17 protein-coding genes and 2 tRNA genes are annotated in these 13892 nt (G+C 33.0%); 5 read left to right on the top strand and 14 right to left on the bottom strand.

The features are described from left to right. Window positions 1-176: 176 nt before the first annotated feature. On the top strand, window positions 177-755 hold the full coding sequence (locus QXW15_RS02475; RefSeq protein WP_342789898.1) for a hypothetical protein: 579 nt from the start codon (window positions 177-179) through the stop codon (window positions 753-755). Window positions 756-758: 3 nt separating this feature from the next. Here the strand turns inward: QXW15_RS02475 and QXW15_RS02470 are convergent, their stop codons facing one another. The 3 genes from QXW15_RS02470 to QXW15_RS02465 all read right to left on the bottom strand — a co-directional run bounded on the left by QXW15_RS02470 (window position 759) and on the right by QXW15_RS02465 (window position 2413). Then, the gene (locus tag QXW15_RS02470; RefSeq protein WP_156324173.1) at window positions 759-1514 is read right to left on the bottom strand and encodes a hypothetical protein; all 756 of its coding nucleotides are present in this window, start codon (window positions 1512-1514) and stop codon (window positions 759-761) included. A gap of 198 nt (window positions 1515-1712) precedes the next feature. Next, the gene (locus QXW15_RS07785; RefSeq protein ID WP_048101085.1) at window positions 1713-1916 is read right to left on the bottom strand and encodes a CpXC domain-containing protein; all 204 of its coding nucleotides are present in this window, start codon (window positions 1914-1916) and stop codon (window positions 1713-1715) included. Between the two features lie 424 nt (window positions 1917-2340). Continuing rightward, window positions 2341-2413: transfer RNA gene (locus QXW15_RS02465), tRNA-Val, on the bottom strand. Window positions 2414-2515: 102 nt separating this feature from the next. Here QXW15_RS02465 and QXW15_RS02460 point away from each other — a divergent pair. Further along, a complete protein-coding gene (locus QXW15_RS02460; RefSeq protein ID WP_054964089.1) occupies window positions 2516-2911 on the top strand; it encodes a hypothetical protein in 396 nt (131 codons plus the stop codon). On the opposite strand, the gene QXW15_RS02455 is transcribed toward QXW15_RS02460, so the two are convergent. After that, entirely contained in the window at window positions 2903-3178 is a 276-nt protein-coding gene (locus QXW15_RS02455) for a hypothetical protein (RefSeq protein ID WP_048101351.1), read from the bottom strand. The two genes, QXW15_RS02460 and QXW15_RS02455, sit on opposite strands and share 9 nt — an antisense overlap. Before the next feature lie 99 nt (window positions 3179-3277). Between QXW15_RS02455 and QXW15_RS02450 the strand changes: the two genes are divergently transcribed. Continuing rightward, window positions 3278-3649 (top strand): hypothetical protein, encoded by a 372-nt coding sequence (locus QXW15_RS02450; RefSeq protein ID WP_156150277.1) that lies wholly within the window; start codon window positions 3278-3280, stop codon window positions 3647-3649. Here the strand turns inward: QXW15_RS02450 and QXW15_RS02445 are convergent. The 4 genes from QXW15_RS02445 to QXW15_RS02430 all read right to left on the bottom strand — a co-directional run bounded on the left by QXW15_RS02445 (window position 3625) and on the right by QXW15_RS02430 (window position 6657). After that, window positions 3625-4599 carry a phosphatidylserine/phosphatidylglycerophosphate/cardiolipin synthase family protein gene (locus QXW15_RS02445; protein ID WP_054964090.1) on the bottom strand — a complete coding sequence of 325 codons (975 nt, stop codon included), beginning with the start codon at window positions 4597-4599 and terminating at the stop codon, window positions 3625-3627. The two genes, QXW15_RS02450 and QXW15_RS02445, sit on opposite strands and share 25 nt — an antisense overlap. 34 nt (window positions 4600-4633) lie before the next feature. Beyond that, window positions 4634-5467, bottom strand: a complete 834-nt coding sequence (locus QXW15_RS02440; protein ID WP_054964096.1) for an ABC transporter substrate-binding protein — start codon at window positions 5465-5467, stop codon at window positions 4634-4636. 143 nt (window positions 5468-5610) lie between these two features. Then, window positions 5611-5685 (bottom strand) — tRNA-Ile (locus QXW15_RS02435). A gap of 36 nt (window positions 5686-5721) precedes the next feature. Then, window positions 5722-6657 carry a TIGR00269 family protein gene (locus QXW15_RS02430; RefSeq protein WP_054964091.1) on the bottom strand — a complete coding sequence of 312 codons (936 nt, stop codon included), beginning with the start codon at window positions 6655-6657 and terminating at the stop codon, window positions 5722-5724. Window positions 6658-6740: 83 nt separating this feature from the next. Here QXW15_RS02430 and QXW15_RS02425 point away from each other — a divergent pair, with 83 nt between their 5' ends. Next, window positions 6741-7463, top strand: coding sequence for a nucleotidyltransferase family protein (locus QXW15_RS02425; RefSeq protein ID WP_054964092.1), 723 nt, complete (start codon window positions 6741-6743; stop codon window positions 7461-7463). 4 nt (window positions 7464-7467) lie between these two features. Here the strand turns inward: QXW15_RS02425 and agl3 are convergent, their stop codons facing one another. Then, on the bottom strand, window positions 7468-8610 hold the full coding sequence (gene agl3, locus QXW15_RS02420; RefSeq protein WP_055032364.1) for a UDP-sulfoquinovose synthase: 1143 nt from the start codon (window positions 8608-8610) through the stop codon (window positions 7468-7470). 75 nt (window positions 8611-8685) lie between these two features. Between agl3 and QXW15_RS02415 the strand changes: the two genes are divergently transcribed. Beyond that, window positions 8686-9288: a MarC family protein gene (locus QXW15_RS02415; protein WP_048101076.1), complete on the top strand. Its 603-nt coding sequence runs from the start codon at window positions 8686-8688 to the stop codon at window positions 9286-9288. Between the two features lies 1 nt (window position 9289). On the opposite strand, the gene QXW15_RS02410 is transcribed toward QXW15_RS02415, so the two are convergent. The 5 genes from QXW15_RS02410 to QXW15_RS02390 form a co-directional block, all read right to left on the bottom strand. Continuing rightward, entirely contained in the window at window positions 9290-10252 is a 963-nt protein-coding gene (locus QXW15_RS02410) for an aldo/keto reductase (protein WP_048101075.1), read from the bottom strand. A gap of 46 nt (window positions 10253-10298) precedes the next feature. Continuing rightward, window positions 10299-10952, bottom strand: coding sequence for an endonuclease III domain-containing protein (locus QXW15_RS02405; protein WP_048101074.1), 654 nt, complete (start codon window positions 10950-10952; stop codon window positions 10299-10301). A gap of 43 nt (window positions 10953-10995) precedes the next feature. Further along, window positions 10996-12234, bottom strand: a complete 1239-nt coding sequence (locus QXW15_RS02400; RefSeq protein ID WP_054964095.1) for an FAD-binding oxidoreductase — start codon at window positions 12232-12234, stop codon at window positions 10996-10998. 383 nt (window positions 12235-12617) lie between these two features. Then, entirely contained in the window at window positions 12618-13064 is a 447-nt protein-coding gene (locus QXW15_RS02395; RefSeq protein ID WP_048101072.1) for a carbon monoxide dehydrogenase subunit G, read from the bottom strand. Between the two features lie 106 nt (window positions 13065-13170). Next, window positions 13171-13881 (bottom strand): hypothetical protein, encoded by a 711-nt coding sequence (locus QXW15_RS02390; RefSeq protein ID WP_048101071.1) that lies wholly within the window; start codon window positions 13879-13881, stop codon window positions 13171-13173. Window positions 13882-13892 lie beyond the last annotated feature (11 nt).

Genomic DNA, 13892 nt, shown 5'->3' with positions numbered 1-13892 from the left:
TAATGGATTAGTACAATCTTCTATATATAATTGACTGAATGGTCAATTAAATAATTATAAAAATTTATTATATTATTATTTATTTATATAAAATTCACTGGTTTTATTTCACGGCGATTAAATACCATGGGTTGTTTTTAAAAATATTAATAAATGATTTATTTATTATGATGCAAATGAGCGTTTCATTGAGGGAATTAAATGAATTAAAGAGAGTGGCCATCGATTTCGTTTTTAATATCGACATAATAAGAGACAATACATATATACATAATTCTGAGTATGGTGCTGGTGGCCTTGAGTATGAGGACCTTGAATACAGCGATCCATCAATAACATTTACAACCACTGATTATACTGTTTATTCCCCTGATAATGAAATAATTACAGGTGGTTTTCTTTTTATAAATTTTATTACTCCCATGGAATATTCCATGGATGATAAAAATTACTTTGAAGAACGTTTTAATGATCTAATTTCCTACTGCAAATCAAAAAATTTGAATTTAAATTTTGTGGATTTTTTCCCATTATCTCCAGAAAATAGGGACACATTTAATGCAATGTTTAAAAGAACTGAACTTAACGGGATTGTGACAATGGACTTTTTAATGAATAATATATTTGAGAGGTATATTAAAAAAATAATAGAATTATTGAAACCGGATAAAATTATAGCTGATGACCAGGATATTAAAAATTTTTTACAAAAAAAGAATGTGGATTTTATAGATTATAATGAAATAATGAAATAAAAGTTAATTTTTTAGTGGTGCTGACCTTATTATTTTGGTTTTTATTTTGTATGGTTTAAGCACGTAAAGTAGAAAGATAAACATAAGAAGCAGTGAAAGCATGCTTATTAAAACCTCATCCAGAGTATTGCCGTACAATACGTTAAGGTAAAATGAGCTTAAAAATGGACTTGCACCTATAACGAAACCAAAGAGGGTTCCGGCAGCACAGGCAGGGCAAACCCCAACTGTTCCCAGTATTGACGCAACAGACTTTTTTCTTGACCTTATTCCTTTAAATGATATCCCCATTATTGCCGCACCGGTAAGGCTAACAGCAACTAGTGACAGCAGCTGAAGAGGATACATGTATAATCCTATTATTCTTGAATAATAAATCATAAAATTTGGAACAAACATCGGAAGGCCATATGTAAAAGAAACATAATGCGGATAATGAAATCCGGATGGAGCTATGTGTATCATTCCACCTATTATTGCTATTATTATACCATAAATTAAAGAAATAAGCCAGTAATGGTTAATTTTTGGAATTACATAGTTTTCACGAATAATCTTATAAATTCCTAAGGATATTAGAATGGCGCCAATTATAATTAAAACTGTTGTAAAAACTGTAAACACAATGGCGGTTTTTGCTGATGCTGAGTAATTGATGGGAACTGGATAATACATATATGAATATTTGGAGTACAATAAAATTGAATCCATAATTAGAATAAAACCCAATAAAATCATAACCAGCGTTTTAATCTTCACGTGTATGAATTTTATTTTTTTATTTAAACCTTAATGTAGATTATATCAACCAATTTGCATGTAATCTTTAAGAGAACTTACAAACCAGATTTTAAATATATTATAACGCCTATTAGTCATTTAGACATTTTATCACATTCTTAATTTCTACCCATAAATTTGAAACAGTTATAGTGACCACAAAGTACACATTTTGCCTTACCACGTAGAGAGCTGTTCACCATCATCAGACATATGATAATGAGATGTCTTGTGGCATGCCGGGCACCTGACAGCAAATCGATGCTTTCCCTCACGGATTATTATTCCAAGATCTGGATCAGGAAAGCTGACCCATGGATCATAATTTATATTGAATTCATGTCCGCACTTTGGGCATTTTAAATGATATTTCTGAATCATATATTACACCAATAAACATATTTTAAAAATATATATTTCTGGTGATATGGAAATAAACAATTCCTCAAATAGATTCAAATAGAAATTAACTGTATAAGCATGTATCTATGAGTTTCTGATTTTTTATCCCTTAATAATTGCTATTAACTTATACTAAATTCTTAAAATTCCGATATAAATGCATTGTCTTGGCTATTGATAAACACAAAGGGATAAAAATTAATCTGAAAAACTTCTAACATCAAGCATGCAAAGATTATGCAAAATTTTAACGTTTACATATTTTAAGATAAATTAAACATGTCATGAACCCTCAGATTTTTCTCAAATCCTGATTATTAATATACTAAGATTAATATAATTTTAATATAATTATTTAATAATTTAAAGTTTTTTGGTTTTGCCCATATTTCTTTATTCTGTATGGGCCCGACCGGATTTGAACCGGTGACCACCGCCTTGTAAGGGCGGTATCATAACCACTAGACTACGAGCCCTGCATACCTTAATCAGTTTTCCATATAAAATTTTAACGTTGTATTGATAAATATATCATATTATTTTATAAAATAATTTATAACATAAAGATATAAATACTGGTGGCAGGTAAAATAAAGTTAAGAGGAATAATTATGCTGGATGGCAATGTTCTCCCAGATGCAAGAATATACATACACATTAAGGGCTATTCAAGGGCCCATGTTACACATGTTGATATTGAATCAACAGAATTAAAAAAAATAATATTACCGCATCATAGTGACTATCCTGAAATTTCATGGGACTCAGAAAGTGTGGACATACCGGTTAAGGGCCATTTAATAACAATAATAGATAAAACCCTTGGTAATTTAATAAAGCTTAATGGAAATATATATGTTGGCGGAAAGGGCAAGGGAATATTTTTAGGATTTCATAAGGAACAGATAAAAAAACTGGAGGAATATGGTGCATCAATAGGAATTAAATCAAAAAAATTAAAAAAATTAGAATAAACCTTTTTTATACTTCTGGTCAACCTCAAATGCATCTATTTCCCATGTTGGTTTAAAAGATTTTGCTGTTTCCATTAAATGATCCAGTGAATCAACTGTCCATCTGCAAACTGCCTCGTTTTTCTTTTCAGCAAGGTACAATTCATTTAGTTTTAAACCTGCGGGGAGTTTTTTATCTTTTGCCATTTCCATAACTTTTGAGGCAAAACCCATTACATCATCCTTCTGCTCATCCTTCCATTTATGTATAACTACTACTTCTACCATAATTAAATATGTCACAGGCATATATAAAGTTTAATTAAAATTTTTTTAAATATATTTACCATAAGATAAACTAATTATATGATAATTAATTTGCATTTCATGGCCAGGGTGCTTAGCATTAAAGAACTTGAAAATGAATATAAAAATAATGACCTTGATGGAATCTATCTAATAAAAATAAACAATATGACATATACAGGACTTATAAGAAACATATCAAACGGAACAATATTTATGGATCTCCCATTAAAATTTTCAAGAAATGATAATCCCATGTATACCCCCACTGTTATAGAGCCTGAAGAATTTAGGGAGTGCAAGGAGGTGCCGCTGGAGGGGCATATAAGGGCAGTTACAAAAAAGGATGGGATAATTGAGGGTGATATAATGGAGGTTTATAATAATAGAATCATTATAAAGGCAGATGAAATTAAAACTGTTTATTATCAGGATTTATACGATGTTGAGTGATTATTTTTTTCATAATCTCCAGATTTTTTTAATTTTTTTTCATATTCTATTGCGGCCTCATATGTTTTGCTGGCGTTTTTCCAGTCCTTTTTAAAGATTTTTTTTACATCAGAAACCATAAAAAATTTTCTTGCCAGAATTCCAACCTCCCTGTTATGATTTAGGCTGGCCTTCGTAAAATTTTCCGAACCTATAAAAAATTCATTTCTGCCTATTATTAACTTGGCATGCATGTATAATTTTGATACAGGCATGTACCTGACCCTCACACCAGATTTTGAGAGCTTTTGAAGATTTTTAAGGTCTGTACTTGACACAGATGATGGTACTATAATGCTCAATTTTTTACCCTTCTCCCTGAACTCATTGAGAATTGCATCATCATCTCCTACCTCCTCACTTTCTATTAATATATGCCTCTCCCTTTTTAAGAAATTCAATATGGATTCCTGGGACCCGGGTGATATTATTAAATTCCTGCTTTTTATTCCTGCATCTGTGTTTTTCCAATCAGCCAGAAATAATTTTTTAAGGTCCCTGCTAATTTTTTTATTCTTTATTATGAGACCGTACTCACGGTTTTTTGTGAATGCTGCCTCGGTTAAATTTAACGTCCCTATGTTGCATTTACCCCTTGTCACCATGTACTTTGCATGATCGAAAACATTGGGCCTTTCAAACCTTGGCGGTGCTATTTTAACCTTTGCCCCGGTATCCTTCAGTATCTTTATTTCATCGTGTGTTCCATCATCACCATTTATTCCATATGGACGGCCATCAACAATTATTCTTACATCAACACTCCGGGAGACTGCATTTTTTATCTCGTTTATTATGATTTGATCATCAACAAGATAATAATTAATGTAAAGATATTTGGAACTTTTTTTAATGAAATCAAGTATTTTACTGTATTTATCCTCAGGCTCCACATATAATTTGTAGGACATGATAGGACAACAAAAAATTGTTATATTAATTTTTCTAATTTTTTATTTTATTTTTTATATTATTATATATATTTATCGTCCATGGAATAACCTCTGTAAAAAATGACGGGCCATGATGTGCAAAAAAATCCAGCCTTCCTGGGGTTATAAACACATTTCCATTTTTTACTGCACTGATATTATTCCATTTTCTTTTTAAAATAAGCCTTTCCATATCACTGTAATCAAATTCACGGTACATTTTATGCTCGTATATTATGACATCGGGATCAGCCCTGGCAACAAAATCAAAATCTGGAGTTATCCATTCCCTATCAAAATTGGCATAAATTGTGTCAAATCCCATAACATACAATGCATCGGTTATATAACTCATGGAACCGAAGGTCACCGGTCCACCAAGGTCCATTTCAAAATATGTTTTAAAAAATATATCAGTATTAATGTTTTTATACTGTTTTATAAGTTTTAATTCCAGATTCCTTGCCTCGACCTTTTTATTTACAACTATGCCAACCTTCGATATTAAATCCAGCAAGCCGGGAAGCGATGATGGAAGCTCAAATATATAAACAGGCATATCATCCTTAAGATTATTATAAAGAATCTCCTGATATCCGCCAATGGTAAGTATTATATCTGGGTTAAGCTCTTTTAAAATATCCTTTCGGGTTGTTGAGTAACTTGCCAGCTTTCTTTTATATCTTGCACCCTCTGGTCTTGAGCAGAAGGCTGAGTCAGCAACAATTTTATCGCCAAGCCCAAGGTTAAAGAGTATCTCTGTTACTGCCGGACTGAATGATACTATTCTTTCGAGCTTGTCTGGAACTGAAACTTCATTGCCGTTGAACATTTTTAAAATTCTCATGCAATTAATAACATGCTTATCCATTTATAAAATTTTGGAAATTGCATATAATTTTAAAATTTTTTATTAAACAAAATATGCCATTAAATAACATGATAAAAACGTTAACTTTTTTGGTCTTATCGATATCCCAATCTTAAAAATGGGGCTGACCGGATTTGAACCGGTGACCTCCCGGTTATCAGCCGGGTGCTCCAACCAAGCTAAGCTACAACCCCGATACACCCTAATCAGTCGAAATTTAATAAATATTTCTATGGTTTTGCCTCCAATTCTCTTAATGATTCAATATCACGGCATACCTCACATAGCTCTCCTGTGGTTGGTGATCCGCATTTTATGCATTTATTTAACTTCACTTCTGAAGTTTTAAAATAGTCTCTTAAAGGCTCCCGGGTTTCATCAAAAAATTTAATAATTGCATATTTGCTTCCGGGCGTTTCATTCTCAAGATCGTCTATTAATTTCCTGAAAATGTTTCTCTGGGCCATGGCATAGTATGGGCACCAGCTTGAGTCAAAGTCTATGCCTGCGAGAACCGCATAGAGCACGACCTCCTTCTCAGGTATTTTCCTCAGTGGCAGGATTCTTGGAACAAGGCCATCGCGCACATACTCATGCGGTGCCATTCTAATATATCTCTGAACATCACCCTTGACAACATTCATTATTATTGACTGTGCATAGTCATCCTGATTTATACCTAGTGCTACATAATCCGAATTATTATACATTGATATTTTATTCATTAAATTTCTTCTCATTGGGCCGCAGTGTGAGCACGATATTGTTTTTGGATCAATTTTCATTATCTCGTCCATTGTGTATCCAAAATTCTCCTTAAAGGATATTATTTCATGCTCTATGCCAAGTTCTTCTGAAAGCTTTTTTGCCTTTTCAAGGCCTGTGCTTCTGTATCCATTTATTCCCTCATCAACAGTAAACGCCTTTATATTCACATCCCTTCTATTTTTGTAAATCTTATTTAAAAGATATAATGTAACTGATGAATCCTTTCCGCCTGAAATACCGACGGAAATTGATATGTTCTTGTTTTTCCTTGCAGTCTGAGATCTAAGCTCCCTTTTAACACGCCTTTCAACAAAATCCATAAAATGTTTTTTGCATAAAAATGATCCGTTATATTTGACCTCGTAAACAGCCTTATTCCCGCAAATTGAGCACTGCATTTTATAATAATTATGATCTGTCTTAAAAATATATTTATTAAAAATTAATGTTATATATTTATATCCTTTTTTTATATCTTTTCATGGAATCAGTTGTTACAGCCGCAGGAAAGGGCACAAGGGCAAACCTGCCAAAAAATATGAGAAAGGAAATGCTTCCTGTTTATTCTGTAAGGGATAATAAAATAGTGCTAAGGCCGGTTATAGATGTAATAATAAATAAACTCTCAAATGCAGGCATAGATAAATTCTTTGTTATAATAGACAAAAATGATAATGGGACAAGGGATTATTTATTATCACTGGATTATAAAATAGAGTTAATTTATCAGGACAAACCAAAAGGGTACGGATACGCTGTATCACTTGCATCAGATTATGTTAATTCAAATTTTATTCTTAATGCAGGGGATGGCTTCATACTAAAAGATGATTATATTATTAAAATGATTAATTATTTTAAAATAAGAAAGAAAAGTGTAATCTCATTAATGAGGGTAAAGGACCCATCAAGATATGGTATAGCAAGTATTGCCGGAAAAAAGGTATTGAGTGTTGTTGAAAAGCCTGAAAAACCCGAAACAAATTATGCCCTTCCGGCTTTTTACATTTTTGAAAGGGGTATTTTTAATTACATGAAATATGATGAATTAACACCCGCAATCAATGATTTTATAAAAGCCGGCAACGATGTTTACTATTATTTGATAAGAAATTCTGACTGGGTGAGCATCGGTAGAAGCGAGAATTATTATAAAATACTAAAGAAAACGTATAATTATTCTGAAAATATTTTAAAAAAATAATTTTTTATTTATTCCATTTTGTTTTGGGCATTATTGAATCCTTTAATTTGATAAGCCTTTTTTTATTATTTTCGAGATCAGATAATATTACAGGAATTTCATCATCCAGTGACCTCTGCCTTCTATAGCCGATCTTCTTAAGATTTTCATTAGCCGGATTGTAATAATGGTCCTGACTCTCAATCCGCGGGTCATCAACATGTGAGATTTCTATATCGGTACCTGTTAATGATTTATAATTTTTGGCAACTGCGCCGGCGATGTAATTAAGGGAATAATACTCATCAAACTGGTTATAAACGCGGTACTCATTATGAGGTGGGTTATTCAATATTAGGTTAAGGCATGTGATACTATCCTCCAGGGATAAAAACGCCCTTTTCTGATTTCCCTGACCATAAACTGTTAATGGAATCCCAAGAATTGCCTGGGATGCAAATCTGTTCAATACAGTGCCATAAATTTCGTCTATATCGAACCTTGTATTTAGATTATACTTATTAATTTCACCGGTTCTGGTACCATAAACAACTCCCTGCATAACATCGCTTATATTTAATCCCCAGATTTTGTTAGCAAGCATTAGATTGTATGAATCGTGCACCTTTGACATGTGATACCACGACTGCCCCATCCTTGGGAATGGTAAATAATCAGACCTGCCATGGTATTCAATATTAAAAAACCCCTCCGGTATATCTATATTTGGCGTTCCATACTCACCCATGGAACCAAGCTTAACTATGTGTATATCCTTTTTTATATCCTTAACAGCATATATTATATTCATTGTACTCTTTATATTTTTTATCAATGTCTCATTTGCTGTATCCAGGGAAATCATTGAATACGGTGCGGATCTCTGCTCTCCAAGATGGACAATGGCATCGGGCATGGTATTTTTAATAAGATCATAAATAAATTTTGGATTGCTCACATCACCATAATAAAATTTTATTTTATTCCCTGTTTTTTTTATTCTTTCATTCATTGAATCGATTTTTATGGCAGAATCGGCATTAACCTTTCTTGACCTTTTCCGGGTATAGAAATTATCAGCACCATAAACCTCATGCCCCTGATCAATGAGCCTTAATGCAAGCGGGAAACCAATGTAGCCATCTATGCCCAGTATTAAAACCTTCATTGTTGATTATGTTTCATATCCTTATAATATTTTTTAAATAAGATATATTTAATATTTGGTATGAAATAACGGTATATGTCCATCGCCATAGATTTTCTTAAAGTCTTCATGCCATTGCTTGTTGTCATTGACCCCTTTGGAAATCTTGTAATTTTTGTTTCATTAACGTCATCATTTAACCGTGAGACAAGAAAATCAATATCAAAGGATGCAATTGTTTATGGTGGGCTGATAATATTAATATTTGCCATATTTGGTGATCTTATAATAGAATTCTTTGGCATCTCCATTGAGGCCCTTGAAATAGCCGGCGGATTAATCCTTCTTTTGATGGGAATTGAAATGGTGCGTGAGGGTGCAAAACCGGAATCATCAACAGGCGATGAAAAGAATATGGGCATTGTCCCCCTGGCAACACCATTACTTGCAGGGCCTGGAACCATTTCACTGGTAATTATACTTATGAAAGGCCCTTTTATCACAAAAGTATTAACAATTATATCTGTATTTCTGGTTCTTGCGCTTGTATATGTCTTTTTTGTTTATTCATCCAAAATTTTAAGCATACTTGGAGATAAGGTTATGACAGCAATCACAAGGATTTTTGGTCTGCTTTTATCAGGCTTTGCAATACAGTATTTCCTTGATGCCCTTATAGCATTAAATATAATAAAATAGATTAATATCCGGCATTCCCCTGTATAATTTCATGGGGCCTGTATTTGCTTTCTATTATTTTTACATCATCATCTGTTAATTTTATATCCAGTGCATTTATATCTGATTCGAGGTATTCTATTTTATTTGCACCTATAACAGGTATAAATCCCTTTTTTACTGTATATGCCAGGGCTATTTGTGCTGGTGTTGCCCCCCTTTCAGATGCTATTTCCATAACGCTATCAAGAACATTATAATCGCATTCCCTGAAATATCTCTGCTTCATTACCGGATATGTTTTTGTTCTAACTGTCTCAATGTTTTTGTTTTTTTGGTATTTTCCTGATAAAAATCCGGCTGCAATTGGGCTAAATGGAGAGTATGTAATATTTTTCTTCCTGCAGAATGGTATTACATCACGCTCATCCTCCCTGTAAACAGCATTGTAATGGTTCTGCACTATCTGAACACCAAAATTCTCTTTTAGGCCTGCAACGGTATTGAATTCTGCGAGCTGGTACCCAAGGGCATTGCTAAGGCCGCAATAATGGGCCAGGCCATTATGTATGAACTGCGATATTGTTTCAACAGTATCATTAACGTCCATTGTATCAAAGTATGCATGAAGAAAGTATATATCCACATAATCGGTATTGAGCCTTTTCAGGCTTTCCCTAATGGCTCGTGATAAATTTTTCCTGTTAAAACCGTAATAAAAATCTGACATTTTTCCGGCACCCTTTGTGGATATAACAAGATCATCCCTGTATCCACTTATGGCCTCTCCAATTATTTTTTCTGATTCGCCATATGAATATATATTTGCTGTATCTATAAAATTTATTCCATAATCTATAGCCTTTTTTATTATTTTTATGGATTCTTCCCTGCCAGCCATCCATTGGGAGGTTCCGAATGACATGCCCCCAAGGCATAATTTTGATATTTTTAAATCAGTTGACCCGAGAGTTGTGTATTCCATAAATATGAAGTTAATAATCAATTATTAATTTTTGTCATCTCATTATTTACCTATCAGAATTTTTAATTGAATTATGGTATTTACATCCTGTTCTGAGAAAACATTCTGAACATTGTGGTGTGCTTTTGCAGTAAGTTTTTGACAGTTCAACAATCATTGCATGAAGATTTTTTAGCATTGATATATCCTTTTTAAGATCATTTAATGCATAATTTTGTATCATATCAAATGTAAAATTTTGATTATAGTACCTTTTCAGGAATCTTTTTGTGTAGGCATCAACAACAAAAACCGGATAGTTAAGGGCATAAAGCATTATTGAATCCAGTGTCTCCTGACCAACGCCCTTTATATTCTTTAAAAAATTTGATATATTTTTTATATCCCTATTCTTCATATTATCCAGTGTGCCATATGAGTCAATAACTGCATCAGCAATATTTTTTAGATAAACCGCCTTCTGATTATAAAATCCTGAGGGCATTATGTATTTTTTTAATATTTCAGCATCCATATTTTTTATAGCATTTAAATTTAATAACCCATTATTTTTAAGATTAATAATGGATTTTTCCACATTTTTCCATGACGTATTCTGTGTTAATATGCATCCTATGACTGTTTCATCGTCTGAGGATGAGGGCCACCATTTTAAATCTCCATAATGATCGTAAAGAATTCTATAAAGTTCATTAAACATAAATAATAATTATAAATTTTTATTAAAATATTGGTTTTATACTTTATAGTATCATGTCCTCTATCTTTGTTGTTCTGTAATATCCATCGTATGTGTTTTCTATTTTTTCACCATTATATAATGTTGTATAGGCCTCATTTTTATATCTTGCTGCAACAATTCTGCCTATGGAATCTCCCTTCATTATTCCACCACCGGTTGTTCCGGAAACTATAACCATGTTAAGTGCATTAAATATATACGGCATGAAGTCTATTGTATTGTATGAATAATATCCGGCCCATGAGGATGTAATTTTAGAATTTTGAAATGCCGGGAAATATGCATCGAAAATTGGCTTAATATTATAGGAATAAAATTCTGGTTCAGGTTCGGGATGCTCTGTAAATGAAAAATCACGGTTTATATCATCTGCGAGGCTTGTCCAGAAGGCACCTGCAGAGGGATATGGCCTGGCATAAACCCCTGTTGGGAAAATGGTAAATGGAAACACGCCAGAATCATTAAAGATGTTTTTGTTTATTATTTCCCTTATTCCTGGGCTTGTAACCTGAAATATCATTCTTTTCTTTGGCCTTAAATGGCTGTCAATGCCCACAGGGTCAAGAAGTGCGGTGGTCCATACATCCGTGCATAAAATAAAGAAGTCACCGTATATTTTTTCCCTGTCTGTTTCTATGTACTTTATGGATGATTTCTGCCAGTTAAACGGCTCCCCTGGATAATCAAGGCTTACATCAGGCTCAAGCCCAAGCCTTTTAACATGTGTGTTAAACCTCACATCAACGCCCATTGATGTAATCTGATCATAAAAATATTTAGACAGCAGATCCGGCTCTATAATTCCTGCATTAGAGTCAAGAATGGCCGTTTTTATTGAGTCTATATTCATAATTTTCCTTGTTTCAGAATCTATATTAACATTAAATATGCTGCTTAAATCCTCGGTAATTATTCTGGAATTTGGGTATTTTGATACAAATTTTTCATCCTTTTCATGATCAAATAAAAATAAATATCCGCAGAATTTCATGCCAATATCTATTCCCTGCTTGTCCTGAAGGTTTTTATAGAATGCTATTGAGGCCTGCGCCATAATCTGGTTTTCCCTGAGGGAGAAAAAATCCCTGAATGCTGCTGCACTCTTTGCCGTGTTTCCCTGTGAATATGTTCCGGCCTTATCAACAACCAGAATCTTCGCATCAGGATTTCTTTTTTTAAGATGGTATGCAGAGCTTAGCCCGGTAATACCGGCACCAATTACAATTATATCATAATTCATAGTGAGTACAAAATAAAACTTTATATAAATTTATCCAGAAGAAGTTTGAATTAAAAAGATAAGCACTGTCTATTTTTATAATAAAAATTAATTTTTAAAAAATAATTCCAGAAAAACTTAATACAAAAAAGGCATATATTAACGTCCGGTTAAAAAGTATGGATGATCATGATTCCATATGACGACGCTGGACATATAGAATGCCCTGCCTTTTAATGGGCCTCAGATCCAGCATAAGGCGTGTCACCCTGCAATTAAAATCTGATCAGGGGCGGGCGTAGAATTCCCTGTGGGTCAGGAAATTATGAAATGTGATTAATTTCCGTTAAAACAGGGAAAAGTTTTGTATTTTTTAATCATTAATAAAATATCAATTTTTAAATTTAATTTCCAGCCTCAAGGGCCTGCTTATATGCATCAATAAGCTTATTAATATATTTCCCTGCTGCGCTTTTAATCATCCTGCCCCCCATGCTGGCTGCCGACCCAACAACATTGACATCGGCATTCCATTTTATGTGTGCCATTCCATCATTCTGCTTAAAATTAAAATCAACGGTAAAGTCAACAGATGCACCGGTTCCCTTTCCATGGCCCTCAAGCTTAAGATTCTCCTTTTTTTCATCATTTATTATTTTTAAATCCAGATCAAATTTTCCCTTTATAAATGATACACCAGCCTTTGCAGTTAACTTCATGTTATTCCCATCTATTTTTGTGTAGCTTATTAGATCTGGAACCAGCTTTGCTATGCGGTCCGGGTCTGAAACATAGTTATATGCATCCTCTGACCTTGCATTCACATCGAACTCCCCATCAAAATTTAACATAATAATTTATATAAGCATGGTTTATAAAATTTTCATTTATTTTTCATAAATATATATGTTTAAAAACATCCAAATTTTCATGGGTATTATAAACTTTAAAAAGAATTTATAATTTAATCCTGTCCAGAACCTTACCAACCGCATATGAGGATGATTCAACACTTTCCTTAAAGGGATAGAGTTCCCATTCATTCTCGCCATGTGCAAGAAGATTTCTTATGTTTAATGCAAGCCTGAATAACAGATCAGAATTCCTATCAGTAAATTTTTCAGACCAGTGGAGGAGTGAATTCTGTGAGCTTGGAAATGGCTGTCCATTGACAAGAACATCATAATGCCCAATTTTATTCAACCTTAAATATAATTTTATTTTCCTGTAATCCTGATCATATAATATTATTTTATCATATCCTGGCCTTTCAATAATGGCCTTTTTTCCAACCCATATGGAGTATGCACACCTTAAACCCATTTCAAGAAGAAGATACATGTCAAGTGTTGCAAGCTCATTAAATTTTCCCAGTGATATAAGTTCCAATGTATCATTTTTTAATTTTGTTAATTTTGGTGTAAGGTCATTCCTTTCAGTTCTTCTGCCCTCAATAAGCACCGGAAGGTTTGCCAGAAAAAATCCCAAAATTTTATCCCTTCCTGCATTTCTACCTATTTTGAATCTGAGTTTATTAAAGGTGATATAATCATCATGATAATCCATTGAATTAAGGATTCCGGTTAATACCAGACGATCATATCTCTTTGAATACTGAAAAAAATCAAATATGTTCTTTAAAATATAGTTTTTTGTTTCCAAATCCATGTACAATAATT

Source organism: Acidiplasma sp., assembly GCF_038728925.1.
Classification (GTDB): domain Archaea; phylum Thermoplasmatota; class Thermoplasmata; order Thermoplasmatales; family Thermoplasmataceae; genus Acidiplasma; species Acidiplasma aeolicum.
The sequence above is the reverse complement of the archived record's forward strand: the minus strand, read 5'-3'. Positions and strand labels throughout refer to the sequence as shown.

What these genes read in the sequence shown, in the direction of transcription:
- QXW15_RS02475 (WP_342789898.1), top strand. Translation starts at nt 177, where the DNA reads ATGAGCGTTTCATTGAGGGAATTAAATGAATTAAAGAGAGTGGCCATC.
- QXW15_RS07785 (WP_048101085.1), bottom strand. Translation starts at nt 1,916, where the DNA reads ATGATTCAGAAATATCATTTAAAATGCCCAAAGTGCGGACATGAATTC.
- QXW15_RS02455 (WP_048101351.1), bottom strand. Translation starts at nt 3,178, where the DNA reads ATGGTAGAAGTAGTAGTTATACATAAATGGAAGGATGAGCAGAAGGAT.
- QXW15_RS02450 (WP_156150277.1), top strand. Translation starts at nt 3,278, where the DNA reads ATGGCCAGGGTGCTTAGCATTAAAGAACTTGAAAATGAATATAAAAAT.
- QXW15_RS02445 (WP_054964090.1), bottom strand. Translation starts at nt 4,599, where the DNA reads ATGTCCTACAAATTATATGTGGAGCCTGAGGATAAATACAGTAAAATA.
- QXW15_RS02440 (WP_054964096.1), bottom strand. Translation starts at nt 5,467, where the DNA reads ATGAGAATTTTAAAAATGTTCAACGGCAATGAAGTTTCAGTTCCAGAC.
- QXW15_RS02430 (WP_054964091.1), bottom strand. Translation starts at nt 6,657, where the DNA reads ATGCAGTGCTCAATTTGCGGGAATAAGGCTGTTTACGAGGTCAAATAT.
- QXW15_RS02425 (WP_054964092.1), top strand. Translation starts at nt 6,741, where the DNA reads ATGGAATCAGTTGTTACAGCCGCAGGAAAGGGCACAAGGGCAAACCTG.
- agl3 (WP_055032364.1), bottom strand. Translation starts at nt 8,610, where the DNA reads ATGAAGGTTTTAATACTGGGCATAGATGGCTACATTGGTTTCCCGCTT.
- QXW15_RS02415 (WP_048101076.1), top strand. Translation starts at nt 8,686, where the DNA reads ATGTCCATCGCCATAGATTTTCTTAAAGTCTTCATGCCATTGCTTGTT.
- QXW15_RS02410 (WP_048101075.1), bottom strand. Translation starts at nt 10,252, where the DNA reads ATGGAATACACAACTCTCGGGTCAACTGATTTAAAAATATCAAAATTA.
- QXW15_RS02405 (WP_048101074.1), bottom strand. Translation starts at nt 10,952, where the DNA reads ATGTTTAATGAACTTTATAGAATTCTTTACGATCATTATGGAGATTTA.
- QXW15_RS02400 (WP_054964095.1), bottom strand. Translation starts at nt 12,234, where the DNA reads ATGAATTATGATATAATTGTAATTGGTGCCGGTATTACCGGGCTAAGC.
- QXW15_RS02395 (WP_048101072.1), bottom strand. Translation starts at nt 13,064, where the DNA reads ATGTTAAATTTTGATGGGGAGTTCGATGTGAATGCAAGGTCAGAGGAT.
- QXW15_RS02390 (WP_048101071.1), bottom strand. Translation starts at nt 13,881, where the DNA reads ATGGATTTGGAAACAAAAAACTATATTTTAAAGAACATATTTGATTTT.